10 protein-coding genes are annotated in these 15,759 nt (G+C 62.9%); 6 read left to right on the top strand and 4 right to left on the bottom strand.

What is annotated here, in order from left to right; genetic code table 11:
- Nucleotides 1-114: 114 nt before the first annotated feature.
- Complete coding sequence (locus F8197_RS22120) at nucleotides 115-2,661, bottom strand: M4 family metallopeptidase (RefSeq protein ID WP_152883683.1); 2,547 nt, start codon at nucleotides 2,659-2,661, stop codon at nucleotides 115-117.
- A gap of 303 nt (nucleotides 2,662-2,964) precedes the next feature.
- Between F8197_RS22120 and F8197_RS22125 the strand changes: the two genes are divergently transcribed.
- Entirely contained in the window at nucleotides 2,965-3,621 is a 657-nt protein-coding gene (locus F8197_RS22125) for a hypothetical protein (protein WP_152883684.1), read from the top strand.
- 4 nt (nucleotides 3,622-3,625) lie between these two features.
- On the opposite strand, the gene argH is transcribed toward F8197_RS22125, so the two are convergent.
- Nucleotides 3,626-5,020 (bottom strand): argininosuccinate lyase, encoded by a 1,395-nt coding sequence (gene argH / locus F8197_RS22130; protein ID WP_152883685.1) that lies wholly within the window; start codon nucleotides 5,018-5,020, stop codon nucleotides 3,626-3,628.
- 184 nt (nucleotides 5,021-5,204) lie between these two features.
- On the opposite strand from argH, the gene F8197_RS22135 reads away from it, so the two are divergent.
- Nucleotides 5,205-5,609 (top strand): GNAT family N-acetyltransferase, encoded by a 405-nt coding sequence (locus F8197_RS22135; protein ID WP_308937350.1) that lies wholly within the window; start codon nucleotides 5,205-5,207, stop codon nucleotides 5,607-5,609.
- Nucleotides 5,610-5,790: 181 nt separating this feature from the next.
- On the opposite strand, the gene F8197_RS22140 is transcribed toward F8197_RS22135, so the two are convergent.
- Together F8197_RS22140 and F8197_RS22145 are read right to left on the bottom strand one after the other, a co-directional pair.
- The gene (locus tag F8197_RS22140) at nucleotides 5,791-7,185 is read right to left on the bottom strand and encodes a YfcC family protein (RefSeq protein ID WP_056137832.1); all 1,395 of its coding nucleotides are present in this window, start codon (nucleotides 7,183-7,185) and stop codon (nucleotides 5,791-5,793) included.
- 24 nt (nucleotides 7,186-7,209) lie between these two features.
- Nucleotides 7,210-8,334: a succinylglutamate desuccinylase/aspartoacylase family protein gene (locus F8197_RS22145; protein WP_152883687.1), complete on the bottom strand. Its 1,125-nt coding sequence runs from the start codon at nucleotides 8,332-8,334 to the stop codon at nucleotides 7,210-7,212.
- Nucleotides 8,335-8,546: 212 nt separating this feature from the next.
- Here F8197_RS22145 and F8197_RS22150 point away from each other — a divergent pair, with 212 nt between their 5' ends.
- The 4 genes from F8197_RS22150 to F8197_RS22165 all read left to right on the top strand — a co-directional run bounded on the left by F8197_RS22150 (nucleotide 8,547) and on the right by F8197_RS22165 (nucleotide 15,675).
- Nucleotides 8,547-11,342, top strand: a complete 2,796-nt coding sequence (locus F8197_RS22150; protein WP_227012370.1) for a TonB-dependent receptor — start codon at nucleotides 8,547-8,549, stop codon at nucleotides 11,340-11,342.
- A gap of 131 nt (nucleotides 11,343-11,473) precedes the next feature.
- Nucleotides 11,474-12,781, top strand: a complete 1,308-nt coding sequence (locus F8197_RS22155; RefSeq protein ID WP_152883688.1) for a cyanophycinase — start codon at nucleotides 11,474-11,476, stop codon at nucleotides 12,779-12,781.
- 64 nt (nucleotides 12,782-12,845) lie between these two features.
- Nucleotides 12,846-14,105, top strand: coding sequence for a cyanophycinase (locus tag F8197_RS22160; protein WP_152883689.1), 1,260 nt, complete (start codon nucleotides 12,846-12,848; stop codon nucleotides 14,103-14,105).
- 64 nt (nucleotides 14,106-14,169) lie between these two features.
- Nucleotides 14,170-15,675: an IgA Peptidase M64 gene (locus tag F8197_RS22165; RefSeq protein WP_152883690.1), complete on the top strand. Its 1,506-nt coding sequence runs from the start codon at nucleotides 14,170-14,172 to the stop codon at nucleotides 15,673-15,675.
- Nucleotides 15,676-15,759 lie beyond the last annotated feature (84 nt).

Consider the following 15,759-nt stretch of genomic DNA (forward strand, 5'->3'; position numbering starts at 1 on the left):
ACGATGGCGCTGAGGCCGCCTGAGCGGACAGTCCACGCTAGAACGGAGGAGGGGAGGCGGTACTGTGGCAGATCAAAGGCGGGAGGGCGCAACCACCATCCCGCCGGTACCTGGTCACTGGGCAATCAAACTGACCTTATCGATCACGAACGACGTCTGCTTCCACGAATCTTCGGTCGAGACGAACGACAGGGTCACCGTCTGCCCCTTGTACGCAGACAGGTCGAAGGTGCGCACCTGGTAGCCGTCGGCAGCGTCGGCATTCGAGTACGTGGCCAGCGTACCGAGCACCGCGCCCGAGCTGCTCTTGACCGCCACCACCAGCCGGTCGTACCTGGCCCGGCCGATTTCATCGGTGTCGATGTGCAGGGCGAAGCTCAGTTTGGCACTGGCGGCCGACGACGGGATCGTCACGGTCTGGGTCAATGTCTCTGTGTTGCGTTTGCCGTTGCCGCCCATCCAGGCGTAGCGCTGGCCCTCATACGGCTTCTGGCCGCCGAAGCTGCCGATGGCGCCGGTGTTGCCGGTCCAGCCGGTGGTGCCCGATTCGAAGCCGCCATTGGTGATCCGCTCGCCGCCGCTGCCTGCCGTCACCACCGTCAGCGTGGCTTCGCCCGAGGTGGCGGTCTTGGCCGGCGACGACGCATCGCGGATCTGCGCCTTGAACACGGCGCCGTTGTCGGCCTGGGTGGCCGTGAGCGAGTAGGTGGCGCTGGTGGCGCCCGCGATCAGCGCACCATTGCGGTACCAAATATAGGTGTATGGCGGCGTGCCCCCGCTTGCGGCCACGCTGAACGACGCAGTGGCGCCCACCGTCACCGCCACGCTGGCCGGTTGGGTCGTGATGCTGACACCACCGCTGTTGCCGGCCTCGTCCACGTCAGCACCGACGTTGATGGCCGCGTAGGCGCGCTGCACGGCAATCGCTTCCTTGGACGTGGCGCCGTACAGTTCCTGCGCTGCCAGCAACACCTTGGCGCGGGCGTCGGCGTAGTTGGTGCCGGAGGTAAATTTTGTGGTCAGCGCCTTGAACCAGATCCGGTATGCCTTGTCGTTGCCGATGCCGGTCATCGCGGCCGGGCTTTTGTTCAGGTACTGGCTGTAGTAGTCGCTGCCGGAATCGGCCTTGGAGCCTTGCGACAGGAAGTAGAACATGCGGTTGTTGGGTCCGCTGGAGTAATGGACGTCGATGTTTTTCAGGTTGCTGCTCCAGGCATCCGGGCTGCGGCCGTCCTTGCTGGGCTTGTACAGCCAGCGCAGCGGCTGGCCGTCGCGGGCGATTTCCTTGCCGGTCATCCAGTCGTTGCCGCTGGCGGGAATCGCGGTGCCGGTGCCGCCGTTGCGCGCATACGCTTCCACCATGTCGCCGCCGATGTCCGAGTGCGATTCGTTGAGGCCGCCAGATTCGCCCGCATACACCAGGTTGGACGTGGCATCGGTAATGCCGTGCGACATTTCATGGCCGATCACGTCGATCGAACCGAGGTTATAAAAATACTGGCCGCCGTCGCCGATGAACATGCATTTGCAGCCGGAATCGTAAAAGGCATTGTCGTAGGCATTATCGACGTGGACCGCGATATAGGTCGCGGTGTTGTTGCCGTCGAGCGACTTCCAGCCGAGCACATTCTTGTTGGTGTCATAGGTGTTCATCAGGCCCCACAGCGCGTTGACGGCGGCGGTCTGGCCGTTGGCGTTGGTGGTGCTGCCGCCGGGAATGTACTGCTTGCCGTCGCCCCAGGTGTTGGTGCTGTTGGTATAGACGTTGCCGGGGCTGGGGTTTTGCTGCGAGCTGTGGTTGGCGTTGGTGATTGCCATGCCGCCGAACTTGCCGCCGGTGCCGCGCGTGGCGTCGAGCATCTGGAAACCGCTGCCGTTCTGGCTGGTGCTGATCGGTACGGCGCCGTTGTACTGGCTGTTGCCGGTGCCTACCACGGTTTGCAGCGCCTGCCACTGGGCGATCACTTCGCCGGTTTTGGCGTCGATAATGGTGTCGTGGTACACCGGCTTGCGATCGACGATCATGCGTGTTTGCACGTAATAGGCCAGCGCGTAGCGTTGCACCATGTCTTGCAGGTCGAGCGCGTTGAGTTCGTCTTCGGCCTTGTCGGCGGCCTCGGCCGTGCGCACAGTGGCCATCACCGGGTAGATCAGCAGCTCGGCCGTCGGTGGCCAGCGGTGTTCGCCGGTGGGTGCGACTTTTTTGGCCACGCGGGCAATCGCGGCGTCGGCATTGAAGGCAGGCTTGATGTTGTCGACCGGCGTGGCTTGCGGGCCGGCCAGGGCGACCGTATGGTCGGGGCTGCTGGCCTGGGCCACGCTGGCGTCGAGGCCGGCACGCTTGTCGGCCACAGACAGGCTGACGATGTTGCCGCCGCCATCGGTCACCACGACTTCCTCGGAGCCGAACACGCGCAAGCCCTTGTAGGTGTGTTGCACGCGGGTGATTTTCTGGCCATCGGCGCCCGGGTGCTGGTTGGCGATGCGGAAATTGCTGTCGGCGCCGAGGCCGAGCCGGGCGTCGCGTTCGGCCAGTTTGGCCAGCAACGTTTTGTCCTGTGGCGTGACGGCGACAGCTGGCTCTGCAGCTGAAACAGGCGTCGTGACCATCAGCGGCATGGCGGCGATGGAGGCGGCTAGCAGGGTCTTACGTAGGTTCATCTCTTCTCCCAATGGTTGCACGGCGACGTGATGCCGACCGGAACGGCGACACTATTCCGCTTGCCATCGGCAAGTCAAAAAACATCGAAAATGGGTCGTCAAAGAAAAAATGGCTCAAATGAGCCATGGCGTAGCGCCTGTACCTAAAGGCGAACTCTGCAATTTTGAGTGGGCCGCGATGCAACACTCTGCACAATTAATCAGTGAAAATCGTTTAGATTGTTACTCGTCCGAATTACACTGCCAGAAGCCGAACGAGACGATAGTGGTCCGTCGGCCATCTACACAGTGTGGAGATAGTTCATGTTGTCGATTGCCACTAAAGTTGAACGTATCGTGCGGGAATCGGCCTTTCTGACGGAAGGGCTGAAGCGGGGGCTGATCAACCTGTCGGAGCTGGCGCGGCAGTTGCAGCCGCAGCTCGAAAACGATTTATGGAAACCGGTGGGTCAAGCCGCCGTGGTGACGGCCTTGCGGCGCCTGGCCGAGCGCCTGCCCGAGCCGCCGGGCGGCAACATCGTGCTGGTGCAAAAGACCGGCGAGCTCACCACGCGCACCGAGCTGACCGAGTACACGTTTCGCCACAGCGACCGCATCCACGAATGCCATCGCAAGCTGCTGGCTGCGACCGAGCCGCTGCCGGGCGCGTTCGTGACGGTCACGCGCGGGGTCAACGAAGTGATGGTGATTTGCAGCCGCACGCTGGCGCCGCTGGTGGAACAGGCGTTCGACGGCGAGCAATTATTGGCGCGGCTCGACGACCTGAACGCGTTGACGCTGCACCTGGCTCCCGGCGCAGGGCGCGAACCGGGCACTTACCAGGCCATCCTCAAGCAGCTGGCCTGGGACCGCATCAACCTGGTGAACATGATCTGCACCAATACCGAGTTGACGGTGCTGCTAGAACAAGACCAGACCGGGCCGGCGTTTTCCACGCTGGCCCGGTTCAAGATGCACTAAGAGATTACGACAATTGCGAACGCACGCGGGCGATCGCCTTGCGTACCTGGTTCGGCGCGGTGCCGCCCACGTGGTCGCGCGCGGCCACCGAACCTTCGAGCGTGAGCACGGCAAACACGTCGTCGCCGATCAGCGGCGAGTAGGCGCGCAACTGCTCGAGCGACATTTCCGACAGGTCGATTTTTAAATCGTCGCAGGCGCGCACGGCGTGGGCCACGGCTTCGTGGGCATCGCGGAACGGCAGGCCCTTTTTGACCAGGTAGTCGGCCAGGTCGGTGGCGGTGGCATAGCCTTGCAGCGCGGCGGCGCGCATATTGTCCGGTTTGACGGTGATACCGCCAGCCATGTCGGCAAAGATGCGCAGCGTATCGACCAGCGTATCGACGGTGTCGAACAGCGGTTCCTTGTCTTCCTGGTTGTCCTTGTTGTAGGCCAGTGGCTGGCCTTTCATCAGGGTGAGCAGGCCGGTCAGGTGACCATAGACGCGGCCGGTTTTGCCACGCGCCAGTTCCGGAACGTCGGGGTTTTTCTTTTGCGGCATGATCGACGAGCCGGTGCAGAAGCGGTCGGCAATGTCGATGAAGCCGACGCGCGGGCTCATCCAGATAATCAGCTCTTCCGACATGCGCGACACGTGCATCATGACCAGCGCCGCGGCAGCGGTGAACTCGATCGCGAAATCGCGGTCGGACACGGCGTCGAGCGAGTTGTGGCACACATCGTCGAAGCCCAGCGTGGCAGCCACGCGCAGGCGATCGATCGGGAACGTGGTGCCGGCCAGCGCGGCGGCGCCCAGCGGCAGGCGATTGACGCGCTTGCGGCAATCCTGCATGCGCTCGACATCGCGGCCGAACATCTCCACGTACGCCAGCATGTGGTGGCCAAACGTGATCGGCTGCGCCACCTGCATGTGGGTAAAGCCGGGCATGATGGTGTCGGCGTTTTTCTCGGCCAGGTCGGTCAGCGCGCCGCGCAGGGCGTTCAGCAGACCGACCACGTCGTCGATGGCCGAGCGCACGTACAGGCGGATGTCGGTGGCGACCTGGTCGTTACGCGAACGGCCCGTGTGCAGGCGCTTGCCGGCGTCGCCCACCAGTTCGGTCAGGCGTTTTTCAATATTCAGGTGCACGTCTTCGAGGTCCAGCAGCCATTCGAACTTGCCCGCTTCGATCTCGGACAGGATCTGCGCCATGCCGCGCTCGATCTCGGCGCGGTCTGCGGCGCTGATGATGCCCTGGGTGGCGAGCATCTCGGCATGGGCCAGCGAGCCCTGGATATCGGCCTTGGCCAGGCGGTTGTCGAAGAAGACCGAAGCGGTGTAGCGCTTGACCAGGTCGGAAACAGGTTCGTTAAAGCGGGCCGACCAGGCTTCGCTTTTTTTGGAGAATTGATCAGTCATGATGGTTTTCTAAGAGGCGCGATGTGAAAGCTGAAATAGGGGGCTGCAAAAAGTCAGCGATGATTATAAACCCCAAGCTGCACAAAAATATGTCAACATTGTCTCTTTTGATACGCTATTCATGCCTACTTTGCACACCAGTACCGATCAGACCGAGCTAGACGCCGATCTGGTATATCGTTTTTTGAGCGAACAATCCAGCTGGGCGAAGGGCTTGCCGCGTCCGGCGTTCGACCGCGCCATCGCCAATTCGCTGTGCTTTGGGGCGTACCTCGATGACCGCCAGATCGGCTTTGCACGCGTGGTGACCGATTGCGCCACCTTTGCCAATCTGGTCGATGTATTCGTGCTGCCGGAGTTTCGCGGCCACGGATACAGCAAGCGCCTGATGGAAGCCGTGATGGCGCACCCGGACCTGCGGGACTTGCGCCGCTTCACGCTGGCTACCGGCGATGCCCATGGCTTATATGCGCAGTTCGGCTTTACTGCGCCATTGCGGCCGGCGTCGTTGATGGAGCGATATTTTCCGAACATCTATACTGACCAGGTCAACGCTTCTAACTTACCGAAGTTGTCCGGTGAGGCTTGATTTTTGGTCGCGCGTTTTCAGAATCTTCAACAGGCTTGTCGCATCTTTCACCCACGTTGAATACTCGTCCTTGGTCATTCCAAGAAATGTGTAGAGCGGTATCGAGCCGGGATTATCAGGGATTGCTTTCGGGGACATGCAATTTTAGAGTAGCACATCCCCGCATAAGTTCCACCTTACGTCACTGCCAATGCATCAACACCGGCGGCACCAGGAGCGCCAACGCCATCACCGCGTAGATCAGTTGCAGCGGGATCATCCACTTGGCCCAGGTGATCCATGGCACCCGCGCCAGCGCCAGCACGCCCACGGTGATGCCCGAGGTCGGGATCATCGGCGTGGTCAGTTCGCCGAACTGGAAGGCCAGGATGGCGGTCTGGCGGGTGACGCCCACCAGGTCGGCCAGCGGCGCCATGATCGGCATGGTCAGCGCGGCCTGGCCGGTGCCGGAGTGGATGAAGAAATTGATCACGGTCTGGATGCCGAACATTTTCCAGGCGGTGAAGATCGGCGACGACGACTGCACCAGCGGCGTCAATGCGTGCAGCATGGTGTCGATGATCTGGGCGTCGCGCGCCAGGATCATGGTGCCGCGCGCCAGCGCGATCACCAGCGCTGTGCCCACCAGGTCGCGCGCGCCCTGGATGAAGCCATCGACGATCTGGCCCGAATCGAGCCGGCCCACCAGGCCGATCACCACGCCCATGGTCAGGAACAGGGCGGCGATTTCGTCGATGTACCAGCCGTAGTGCACCACGCCCACCACCATGATCGCCAGCGAACCGGCAAACATCCACAGCACCAGTTTATGGCGCGCGGTCATGCCGGTAAATTCGCCCAGGCCCTCGGGCTGTTCCTTGCGCTTTTCCAGGTCCAGCGCGTAGGTGGGGCTCAGTTGCGGATTCTTTTTCACACGTGCCGCGTACCACATCAGGAACGCCACGGTAATGGCGGTGGCAATCGTCCAGGCGATCAGTCGGTAGCCCCAGCCCGAAAACACCGGCACGCCGGCAATGCCCTGGGCGATACCGACGTTGAACGGATTCAAAAATGCCGCCGAAAAGCCGACCTGCGAACCGAGGAACGGGATCGACACGCCGGTAATGGTGTCATACCCCAGGGCTAAAGCGAGCGGCACGAAAATCAGGATAAACGGTATCGCCTCCTCGTTCATGCCGAAGGTGGCGCCCCCGATCGAGAACAGCGTGACAAACACGGGGATCAGCGCTTTCTGGATGAAGCGCGAATTCTTGTGGGCGGCAGCCAGCGCCTTGATCATCGAATCGACCGCCTCGGTCTTATGCAGTACCGCGAAAGCGCCGCCGACGATCAGGACAAAAGCGATGATCTGCGCAGCCTCCACAAAACCCTTGATCGGGGCCTTGAGCAGGGCGACCACGCCTTGCGGCGCGCTCGGCACGTAGTGGAAGCTGTCGGGCACGATCAATTGCTTGCCGTTGACCAGGTGGGTGTCGTACTTGCCGCCCGGGACCAGCCAGGTGGCGGCGGCGATCAGCGCCAGGATGATGAACAGCAGGACAAACGTGTGCGGCAGCTTGAATTTTTTGATGGCCATTTTTTATTGTCGGTAGAGGTGGGCTTATTGGCTCAGCAGGTCGCCGGCGCGGAAGGCGGTGGCGCCGGCCACCTTGCCCACGTTCATGCCGCGCAGCACGTGGCGGTGGGCGCTGCGGGCGAAGAACACGCCGGCCACGCTGGCGCGCAGCACGGTGGTGATGCCGCTGACCGGGTCGATCAGGTCGGCAATGGCGTCGCCCGGCTGCAGCTGGGCGCCCAAATCGCGCGTGTAGACCAGCACGCCGTGGTGCGGCGCGTACAGCGGTTCCACGCCTTCCAGCGGCGTGGCCGCGCACAGCGGGGCCGGCAGATCAGCCGCCGCATCGTCATCGGTCAGCACGCCATTGATGGCCAGGTAGCGCAGCAGGGCGTTGGCGTCGCGTTCGGCGAGGTCGTAGCTCACCTCGGCCTCGCCGCGCAGTTCCACCGTCACCGCCACGCAGGCGGGCGGGATCGGCACGCTGCCCTTGAAGTGATTGTCGAGGTCCCACCACAGGCGGCTGCACGCTTCGTCGAACGGTTCGCCGCCCGCTTCCAGTGCCAGCAGCAGCGCGTGCGCACCCAGCAGGGCGGACAGTGGCGCCACCGCGTCGGCCAGCGGCGTGCCGGCGTACAGGTGCATCACGGCTTCGTTATCGCAGTGCAGGTCGAGCACGATGTCGGCGTCCACCGCTAGCGTCATCAGCACTTTTTTCAGGGTTTCGGCGTCGGTCTTCGGTTGCCAGGTGGCGATCGAGGCGCGCGCGTGCTCGCGGATCAGGCGCACATTGGCTTGCGCATCCTGGCCCAGCTGACCATCGAGCGAGACCTTCACATCGTCGAACACGTGCTTGTAATTGCGGTTGAAGTTGATCCCGGTGGTCAAATCGAAGCGGCCGAAGGCGGCGCCCTGGATCGCCTGCGCCAGGCCGATCGGGTTGGCGGCCGGCACCAGGATGATCTCGCCGGTGATGCGGCCCGCCTGTTCCAGCGCCGTCAGCTGCTTGCGCAAAAATTGCGCCACCAGCATGCCGGGTACTTCGTCCGCGTGCAGCGAGGCCTGGATATAGACTTTTTTGCCGGCGCCGGGCGTACCGAAATGAAAACTGGTCAGTTCGAAGGTGTTGGCGCTGTGCAGGCCGGAAAGAGGGTGTTTTTGTGCTTGCATGGTGGCGGGCGGCAGGTGATAAAAGTGGGCTGAAGAAAGGCAAAAACGGCGCGAAGCGCCTGAAATCGCTTGAGTATGTAGCACTATTTTCACAAAGTAAATCATAGTGCGTGTATCGGGCGGCACATTCTTGAGTTTTTGGCTACTTGTGCGTACAGTCAGTTTTAACAGATGTATTTGTTTATCACATTACCACCTAAGAAGAGAAAATTATGGCTGACCTGCACGGCATGCGAATTTCGACGATGGCTCACGCGGTGCGCCGCACCCTGGGATTGGGAATGGTCGGCTTGATGGGACTGGCAGGTCAGCACGCGCTGGCGCAGGAAGTACCAGCCACCCCGGTCACCGCTGCCGAGGCTGACGCAGCGGTCGTCAAGCCGGTGCCGCGCGTGGAAATCACGGGCTCTGCCATCCGCCGCATCGAATCGGAAACCGCGCTGCCGGTGCAGGTGATCAGCCGCGCCGACATCGAAAAAGTGGGCGTCACCACCGCGTCCGAAATCCTGGCCCGGCTGTCGTCCAACGTGGGCGGCCTCACCGACGGCGCCAGCATCAACGTCGGCGGCGACCAGCGCGGCTTCAACAGCGCCAACCTGCGCGGCATCGGCACCTCGTCCACGCTGGTGCTGCTCAACGGCCGCCGCATGGCCAATTTCGCCTCGCCTGGTGACGACACCGGCGTCGATCTCAACAATATTCCGGCGTCGGCAATTCAGCGCGTGGAAGTGCTGCTCGACGGCGCCTCGGCCCTGTACGGCACCGACGCCATCGGCGGCGTGATCAACTTCATCACCCGCAAGGACTTCAAGGGCATCGAGCTGAGCACCTACGGCAACAAGACCCAGGAAGGCGGCGCCGGCAAGCGCACCGCCACCATCACGGCCGGCTTTGGCGACCTCGATAAAAACGGTTTCAATATCTTTACCGTGGCCGACATCCAGGCCACCAGCGCGCTATCGACGTCGCAGCGCAAGTTCATCGGCGACCTGCGCGTGCCCGAGCGCCTGCCGCACTTGCTGTCGGGCTTTACGTCGCCGGCCAATATTCGCCTGACCGGGGCCCAGCGTGATTATCTGAACGAGCAGGGCTTCACCATCAATGGCAAGCCCATCACCAAGACCACCATCAACCCGTCGGTGCCCAACTGCTCGCCACCGGCCAATCTGTACCTTCCCAACGGTACCGGCGGCTCAGAGGCGTGCACCTATGATTACATGGGCGACACCGAGCTGTTCCCGAAATCGAACAAGCTCAACTCGCTCACGCGCGGCGTGTTCCAGATCACCCCGAGCACCCAGCTGTACGCCGAGGTGGCGCTGAGCCGCTCGCGCACCTCGTACGTGGGGTCGTCGGCACGCGTGCGTGCTTACGTGGACTACAGCGTGATCCCGGCGCTGGCCGGCTACAACATGCTCTCGCCCGAAGCCAGCGCCGACGACGACGTGCCCGGCGAAGTGGAACTGCGCGTGCGCCTGAACGAGGCCGGCCGCCGTACCAGCGAACTGACCAGCGAAAGCCAGCGCTACGTGGTGGGCCTGACCGGCAGCGCCAACGGCTGGGACTACGACGTGGGTCTCAACCACAGCGTCAACACCATCAAGGACCGCGATACCCACGGTTACGTGCTGTACAACGAAGTGCGCCAGGGCATTATCGACGGCCTGATCAACCCGTTCGGCCCGTCCAGCGCGGCCGGCGTGGCCCTGCTCGACAGCATCCAGGTCAACGACGAAGTGCGCCGCGCCAAGGGCACCATGGATTCGATCGACTTCAAGGTTTCGCGCTCGGTGGGCACGCTGGCCGGCGGCGACGCCGGCCTGGCCATCGGCGGCGAATGGCGCCGCGAACGCAACACGTTTACGCCGTCCGAGCTCTTGATGAGCGACAACATCAATGACGACTTCGCGCCGGAAGGCGGCGGGGCAACGGCCAACAGCCGCAAGGTCAAGGCCATCTTCGGCGAGCTGTTGCTGCCATTTAGCAAGCAGTGGGAAGCGCAAGTGTCCGCCCGTTACGACCACTACCAGGTAGTGGGCGGCGCAGCCAGCCCCAAGGTGGGCCTGACCTATACGCCGACCAAGACCATGTTGTTCCGTGCTTCGGCCGGTCGTGGCTTCCGCGCGCCGTCGATGAACGAACTGTATCGTCCAACCGTGTACAGCGCCACCGCCACCCTGCCTGATCCGGTCTATTGCGCCACCGTCAACAACGACTACGCCGAATGCGCGTTCAACTGGGATACGCGCCGCTACTCCAACGCCAACCTGAAACCTGAAAAGAGCAAGCAGGCCTCGATCGGCATGGTGATCCAGCCGTCGCGCAACGCATCGATGACGCTTGACTACTGGCGCATCAAGCGTACCGACCTGATCAGCGAAATCGGCGACGACATCATCCTCAACAACCCGGCCAAGTACGGCAACCTGGTGATCCGCGACGAGGACAACGAGATCGATTACATCGAACTGCGCAAGGAAAACCGTGGCGCCCAGATCGCCTCGGGCCTGGACCTGGTACTCGACTACAGTGGCGTCAAGACCTTTGCCGGTCGTTTCGGTGGTCGCCTGTCCGGCACCTACGTGCTCGATTCCAAGATCCAGAACGCCAAGGGCGACCCGTTCGTGAGCAACCTCGGCCGCTTCGTCACCGACGGCGTGGTGCAGCGCTGGCGCCATACCATTTCGGTGGACTGGGACAATGGCCCGCTGTCGGCCACGCTGTCGAACACGTTCTCGAGCGGCTACCACGACCAGAACTCGGCCATCAATACCGATGACGGCTCGGTGGTGGCGCCCAACAAGGTCACCTCGTACTCGCTGTGGGACCTGACCAGCGCCTGGCAGATCAACAAGAACTTCAAGTTGCGCGCCGGCATACAAAACATGTTCGACCGCTCGCCACCGTTCTCCAACCAGGCGTATTACTTCCTGTCGGGCTACGATCCGACCTACACCGACCCGCGTGGCCGCCGCTTCTTTGCCTCCGCTAACTACGCTTTCAAGTGAGCACGATTAAATTCATGGTTTCTACTGCCCCTCAACAATGTAATATAGCCTTAAGTAATTGATTGGTATCATCTGCAATGCAACGGCGCCGCGCGCAAGCCCCGGCGCCGGTTTCACTTTGGAAGGGCAACATGAATTTTTCAGGTTTTACGTGCCAGCGCCTGTTCGTGCTCTGGCTGCTGGTGTTTGCCAGCTTCGGCGTACACGCGGCGCAAGGCGCCGCAGCCAAGGCCCAACCCACCGGCAAGGCGGTCAAACCGGCCAAGGCGGTACCCCCGCCCAAGCCGGTCCTGGCACCGCCGGCGGGCAACCTGGTGATTATCGGTGGCGGCTTGCGTGCCGATAATGCGGAAGTCTGGCAACGGATCGTGCTCCTGGCTGGCGGCAAGGGCGCGCGCATCGGCGTGTTCGGCTCGGCCTCGATCAATCCTGAAAACGCCGCCCAGAACACGGTCAACAAGCTCAATCAATACGGCGCCCAGGCATTTTTCATTCCGCTCGGCGTCACGCTGCCCAATAGCGACTACCGCAAGGCGGCCGAAGACCCCGAGGTCGTTGCCCTGATCCATTCGGCCACCGGCATTTATTTTACCGGCGGCGACCAGGCCCGCATCACCAAGGCGCTGGTGCGCCAGGACGGCACCCGTACCGCTGCGCTCGAAGCCGTGTGGGACGTCTACCGCGACGGTGGCGTGGTGGCCGGTTCGTCGGCCGGCGCGGCCATCATGAGCACCACCATGTTTTATGACGCCAAGTCCACGCTCGACATGCTCAAGCAGGGCGTAACCGACGGCAACGAAATCGCCCCCGGCCTCGGCTTTGTTGGCGATGACGTCTTCATCGACCAGCACTTGCTGGTGCGCGGGCGCTTTGCCCGCATGATCCCGGTGATGCTGAAAAAAGGGTACCAGATCGGCCTTGGCATCGACGAAAACACGGCGATGGTGGTCAACGCCAGGCGCGACGTGGAAATCATCGGCTACAGCGGTGCGCTGCTGCTCGACCTGTCGGCGGCGATCACCGACCGCGCCATCAAGGGTTTTAATATCAGCAACGCCACCATCAGCTACCTCGACCGGGGCGACAAGTTCAACCTGGTCACGCGCGATTTCACGCCGTCGCCCGACAAGGCCGACAACAAGCTTGACCCCAACCAGCCCGATACCCGGGGCGTGGTCTATACCAACGATATTCTCGGCAATAATGCGGTGCTGGACCTGATGGTCAACCTGATCGACAACGCCCAGCAGGACGCCATCGGCATCGCCTTCGGCAATCCGCGCGATTCGTATCCGGACATGGGCTTTGAATTCCGCTTCAGCAAAACCATCAACAGCGTCGGGTACAGCTCGACCGAGGTGGAAGCGTATTCGGTACTGAAACTGCGCATGGATATCCGGCCGATCCAGCTGCAGCAGCCGCTCTACCGCTACAGGTAAATCACAGTTGAGCTACACTTGAATGGGATGGCACTCGGCCATCCCATTTTTTTTTGGAGCCCACATGCGCATCTTCTCCTTGCGATTGCGATCCCTGTTCCAGGCCGCGCTGCTGGCGGCCATGCCGCTGGCGCACGCTGCCGCCGCTGCGCCCTCAGTTGCCACCCCGGCCGCGCCGCAAGGATCGCTGGTGATCGTCGGCGGCGGCCTGAAAGCCGACAATGCCGAGATCTGGCAACGCATCGTCAGCCTTGCCGGCGGGCCGGGCGCGCGCATCGCCGTGCTGCCGTCGGCCAGCGCCAATCCCGAACGCGCCGGCCAGTGGATCTCCGAACGCCTCAACAGCTATGGCGCGGCTGCCTTCGTGGTGCCGCTGTCGGTGCGCCTGGCCGATACCGATTTTCGCAAGGTGGCCGAGGATGCGGAACTGGCCGGCGCGGTGCGCGGCGCCGGCGGCGTGTTCTTCGTCGGCGGCGACCAGTCGCGCATCACCGAGGCGCTGGTGCGCGCCGACGGCAGCCGCACCGCCGTGCTCGACGCCGTATGGGACGTGTACCGGCGCGGCGGCGTGGTGGCCGGCGACAGCGCCGGCGCCGCCATCATGAGCAGCACCATGTTTTACGCGCCCAACTCGGTGCTGGCCACCTTGCACCAGGGCGTGGCCGATGGTCGCGACATCGCTCCCGGCCTGGGTTTCATCGGCGACGACGTCTTCGTTGACCAGCACCTGCTGGTGCGCGGCCGGTTCGCCCGGATGATACCGGCCATGCTCAAGAAGGGCTACAAGTTCGGCCTCGGCATCGACGAGAACACGGCGATGGTGGTGGACCGGCGGCGGCAGGTGGAAATCATCGGCGTCAAGGGTGCGCTGCTGATCGACCTCACGCGCGCCACTACCGACAGCGCCCGCGCCGGCTTCAACGTCTCCAACGCGGTGCTCAGCTACTTGGACCGGGGCGACCGCTACGACCTGGCCAGCCACACCTTCACGCCGGCGCCCGACAAGGCCGGCGGCCGCCTGGCCGATGGCCGCGAGCTGCTGCGCCAGCCCGTGTATTCAAGCGACATTCTCGGCCGCAACGCGGTAGTGGAGCTGATGGAAAACCTGATCAACAACCACGAGAACGAGGCCATCGGGATCGCCACCAGCGGGCGCGAGATGGGCGGCGAGGGCGCACCGGCGACCGGATTCCAGTTCACCTTCCGCAAGACGCCCGATAGCGTGGGCTATGTAAAACCTGAGACGCACAGCTATTCGATCCTGAATATGCGGCTCGATATCCGCCAGCTCGATCCCGGAGCCGTGCCGGCGCAGCGCAACTGATTCAGGTATTGGCCGCGTGGGATGCAGGCACTAGAATGGCCGTTTCGACCTTCGCGAGGCCCGCATGTCCCGTACAAACCTGATCGGCGCGCTTGCTGCGGCCTGCATTGCCGCTGCCGGTTTCACCATTGCTACCGCTGCTACCGCTGCTACCGCCACCACCACCACCGCCGCCACCGCCACCGCGCCTGCTGCATCGGCCCCACAGTCAGCACCGGCGGCACAGCCAGCCACCGTCCGCCTCGACTATATCCACAGCGGCAACGCCCTCAACGAACAATACGCGGTCGATCGCGTGGTGATCGAGCCGCTGCCGTGGCCAGGCGACATGCGCAGCACCATCGACGACACCAATCGCGGCAACAACCTGGTGGAAGTGGTCGATGCCGAATCAGGTGAGCTGCTGTATTCGCGCGGCTTTTCCACCGTGTTTGCCGAATGGGCCAGCACCGAAGAAGCTGCCCACACCAATCGCGGCTTCCAGGAATCGGTACGCTTCCCCAAGCCCGACAAGCCGGTGCGTGTGCGCATCCTCAAGCGCGACGAGCGCGGCGCCTTCTCGGTGGTGTGGACCACGCGCGTCGATACCGACGCCATGGACGTGGTGCGCAAGCAGGCCGCCGCCTCGGTGAAGCCGATCGGCATCCGCGTCAACGGCGCGCCGAAGGACAAGGTGGACCTGTTGATCCTCGGCGACGGCTACACCGCCGGCGAGATGAAAAAATTCGAAGCGACCGCGCGCAAGCTGGCCGACCACTTGTTCAGTGTCTCGCCGTTCAAGGAGCGCGCCAATGACTTCAACGTGTGGGCGCTGGCGCTGCCCACGGCCGAATCGGGCGTGTCGCGGCCATCGACCGGCGTGCACCATGCGTCGCCACTGGGCACGCGCTACGACATCTTCGGCAGCGAACGCTATGTGCTCACGCTGGATAACCGCGCGCTGCGCGAACTGGCGCAGAACGCGTCGTACGAGTTCATCGAAATTCTGGTCAACAACGACACCTATGGCGGCGGCGGCATCTTCGGCCAGTTCAGCACGGCGGCGGCCAACAACGACTGGGCCAATTATTTGTTCGTGCACGAATTCGGTCACCACTTTGCCGGCCTGGCCGACGAGTACTACACGTCGCCCGTGGCCTACGCCACCGGTGGCGCCCGCCGCGAACCGTGGGAACCCAACGCCACCGCGCTGCGCGACCCGGCCAAACTGAAATGGAAAAAATTCGTCAAGGACAGCACGCCGCTGCCCACGTCATGGCCGAAGGAAGCGTACGAAACCGCGTCGCGCGCATATCAAAAGGAGCGCGCCGCGCTGCGGGCGGCCAACCGTCCCGAGTCGGAAATGAGCGCACTGTTTCATCGCGACCTGGAGCAGAGCAACGCGCTGTTCTCGCGCGATCCGCACCGCCACGCGGTGGGTGCATTCGAAGGCGCCAACTACGAAGCCACCGGTTACTACCGGCCCGAGATGCAATGCCTGATGTTCGATCGCAGCGACAAGTTCTGTTCGGTGTGCGCCGATGCGGTGACCACCATCATCGACCTTTATTCCCGTCCTGCAATCAAATAAAGGGTTTGGTACGGTACCGAACAGTCAACTTTCGGGGTTTTGGATATTCTGATTACGTGACCTAGCGCTTCTACCAAAAAGCGG

It is taken from the genome of Duganella sp. FT27W (assembly GCF_009295655.1).
In the GTDB taxonomy this organism is placed as follows: Bacteria; Pseudomonadota; Gammaproteobacteria; order Burkholderiales; family Burkholderiaceae_D; genus Rugamonas; species Rugamonas zoogloeoides.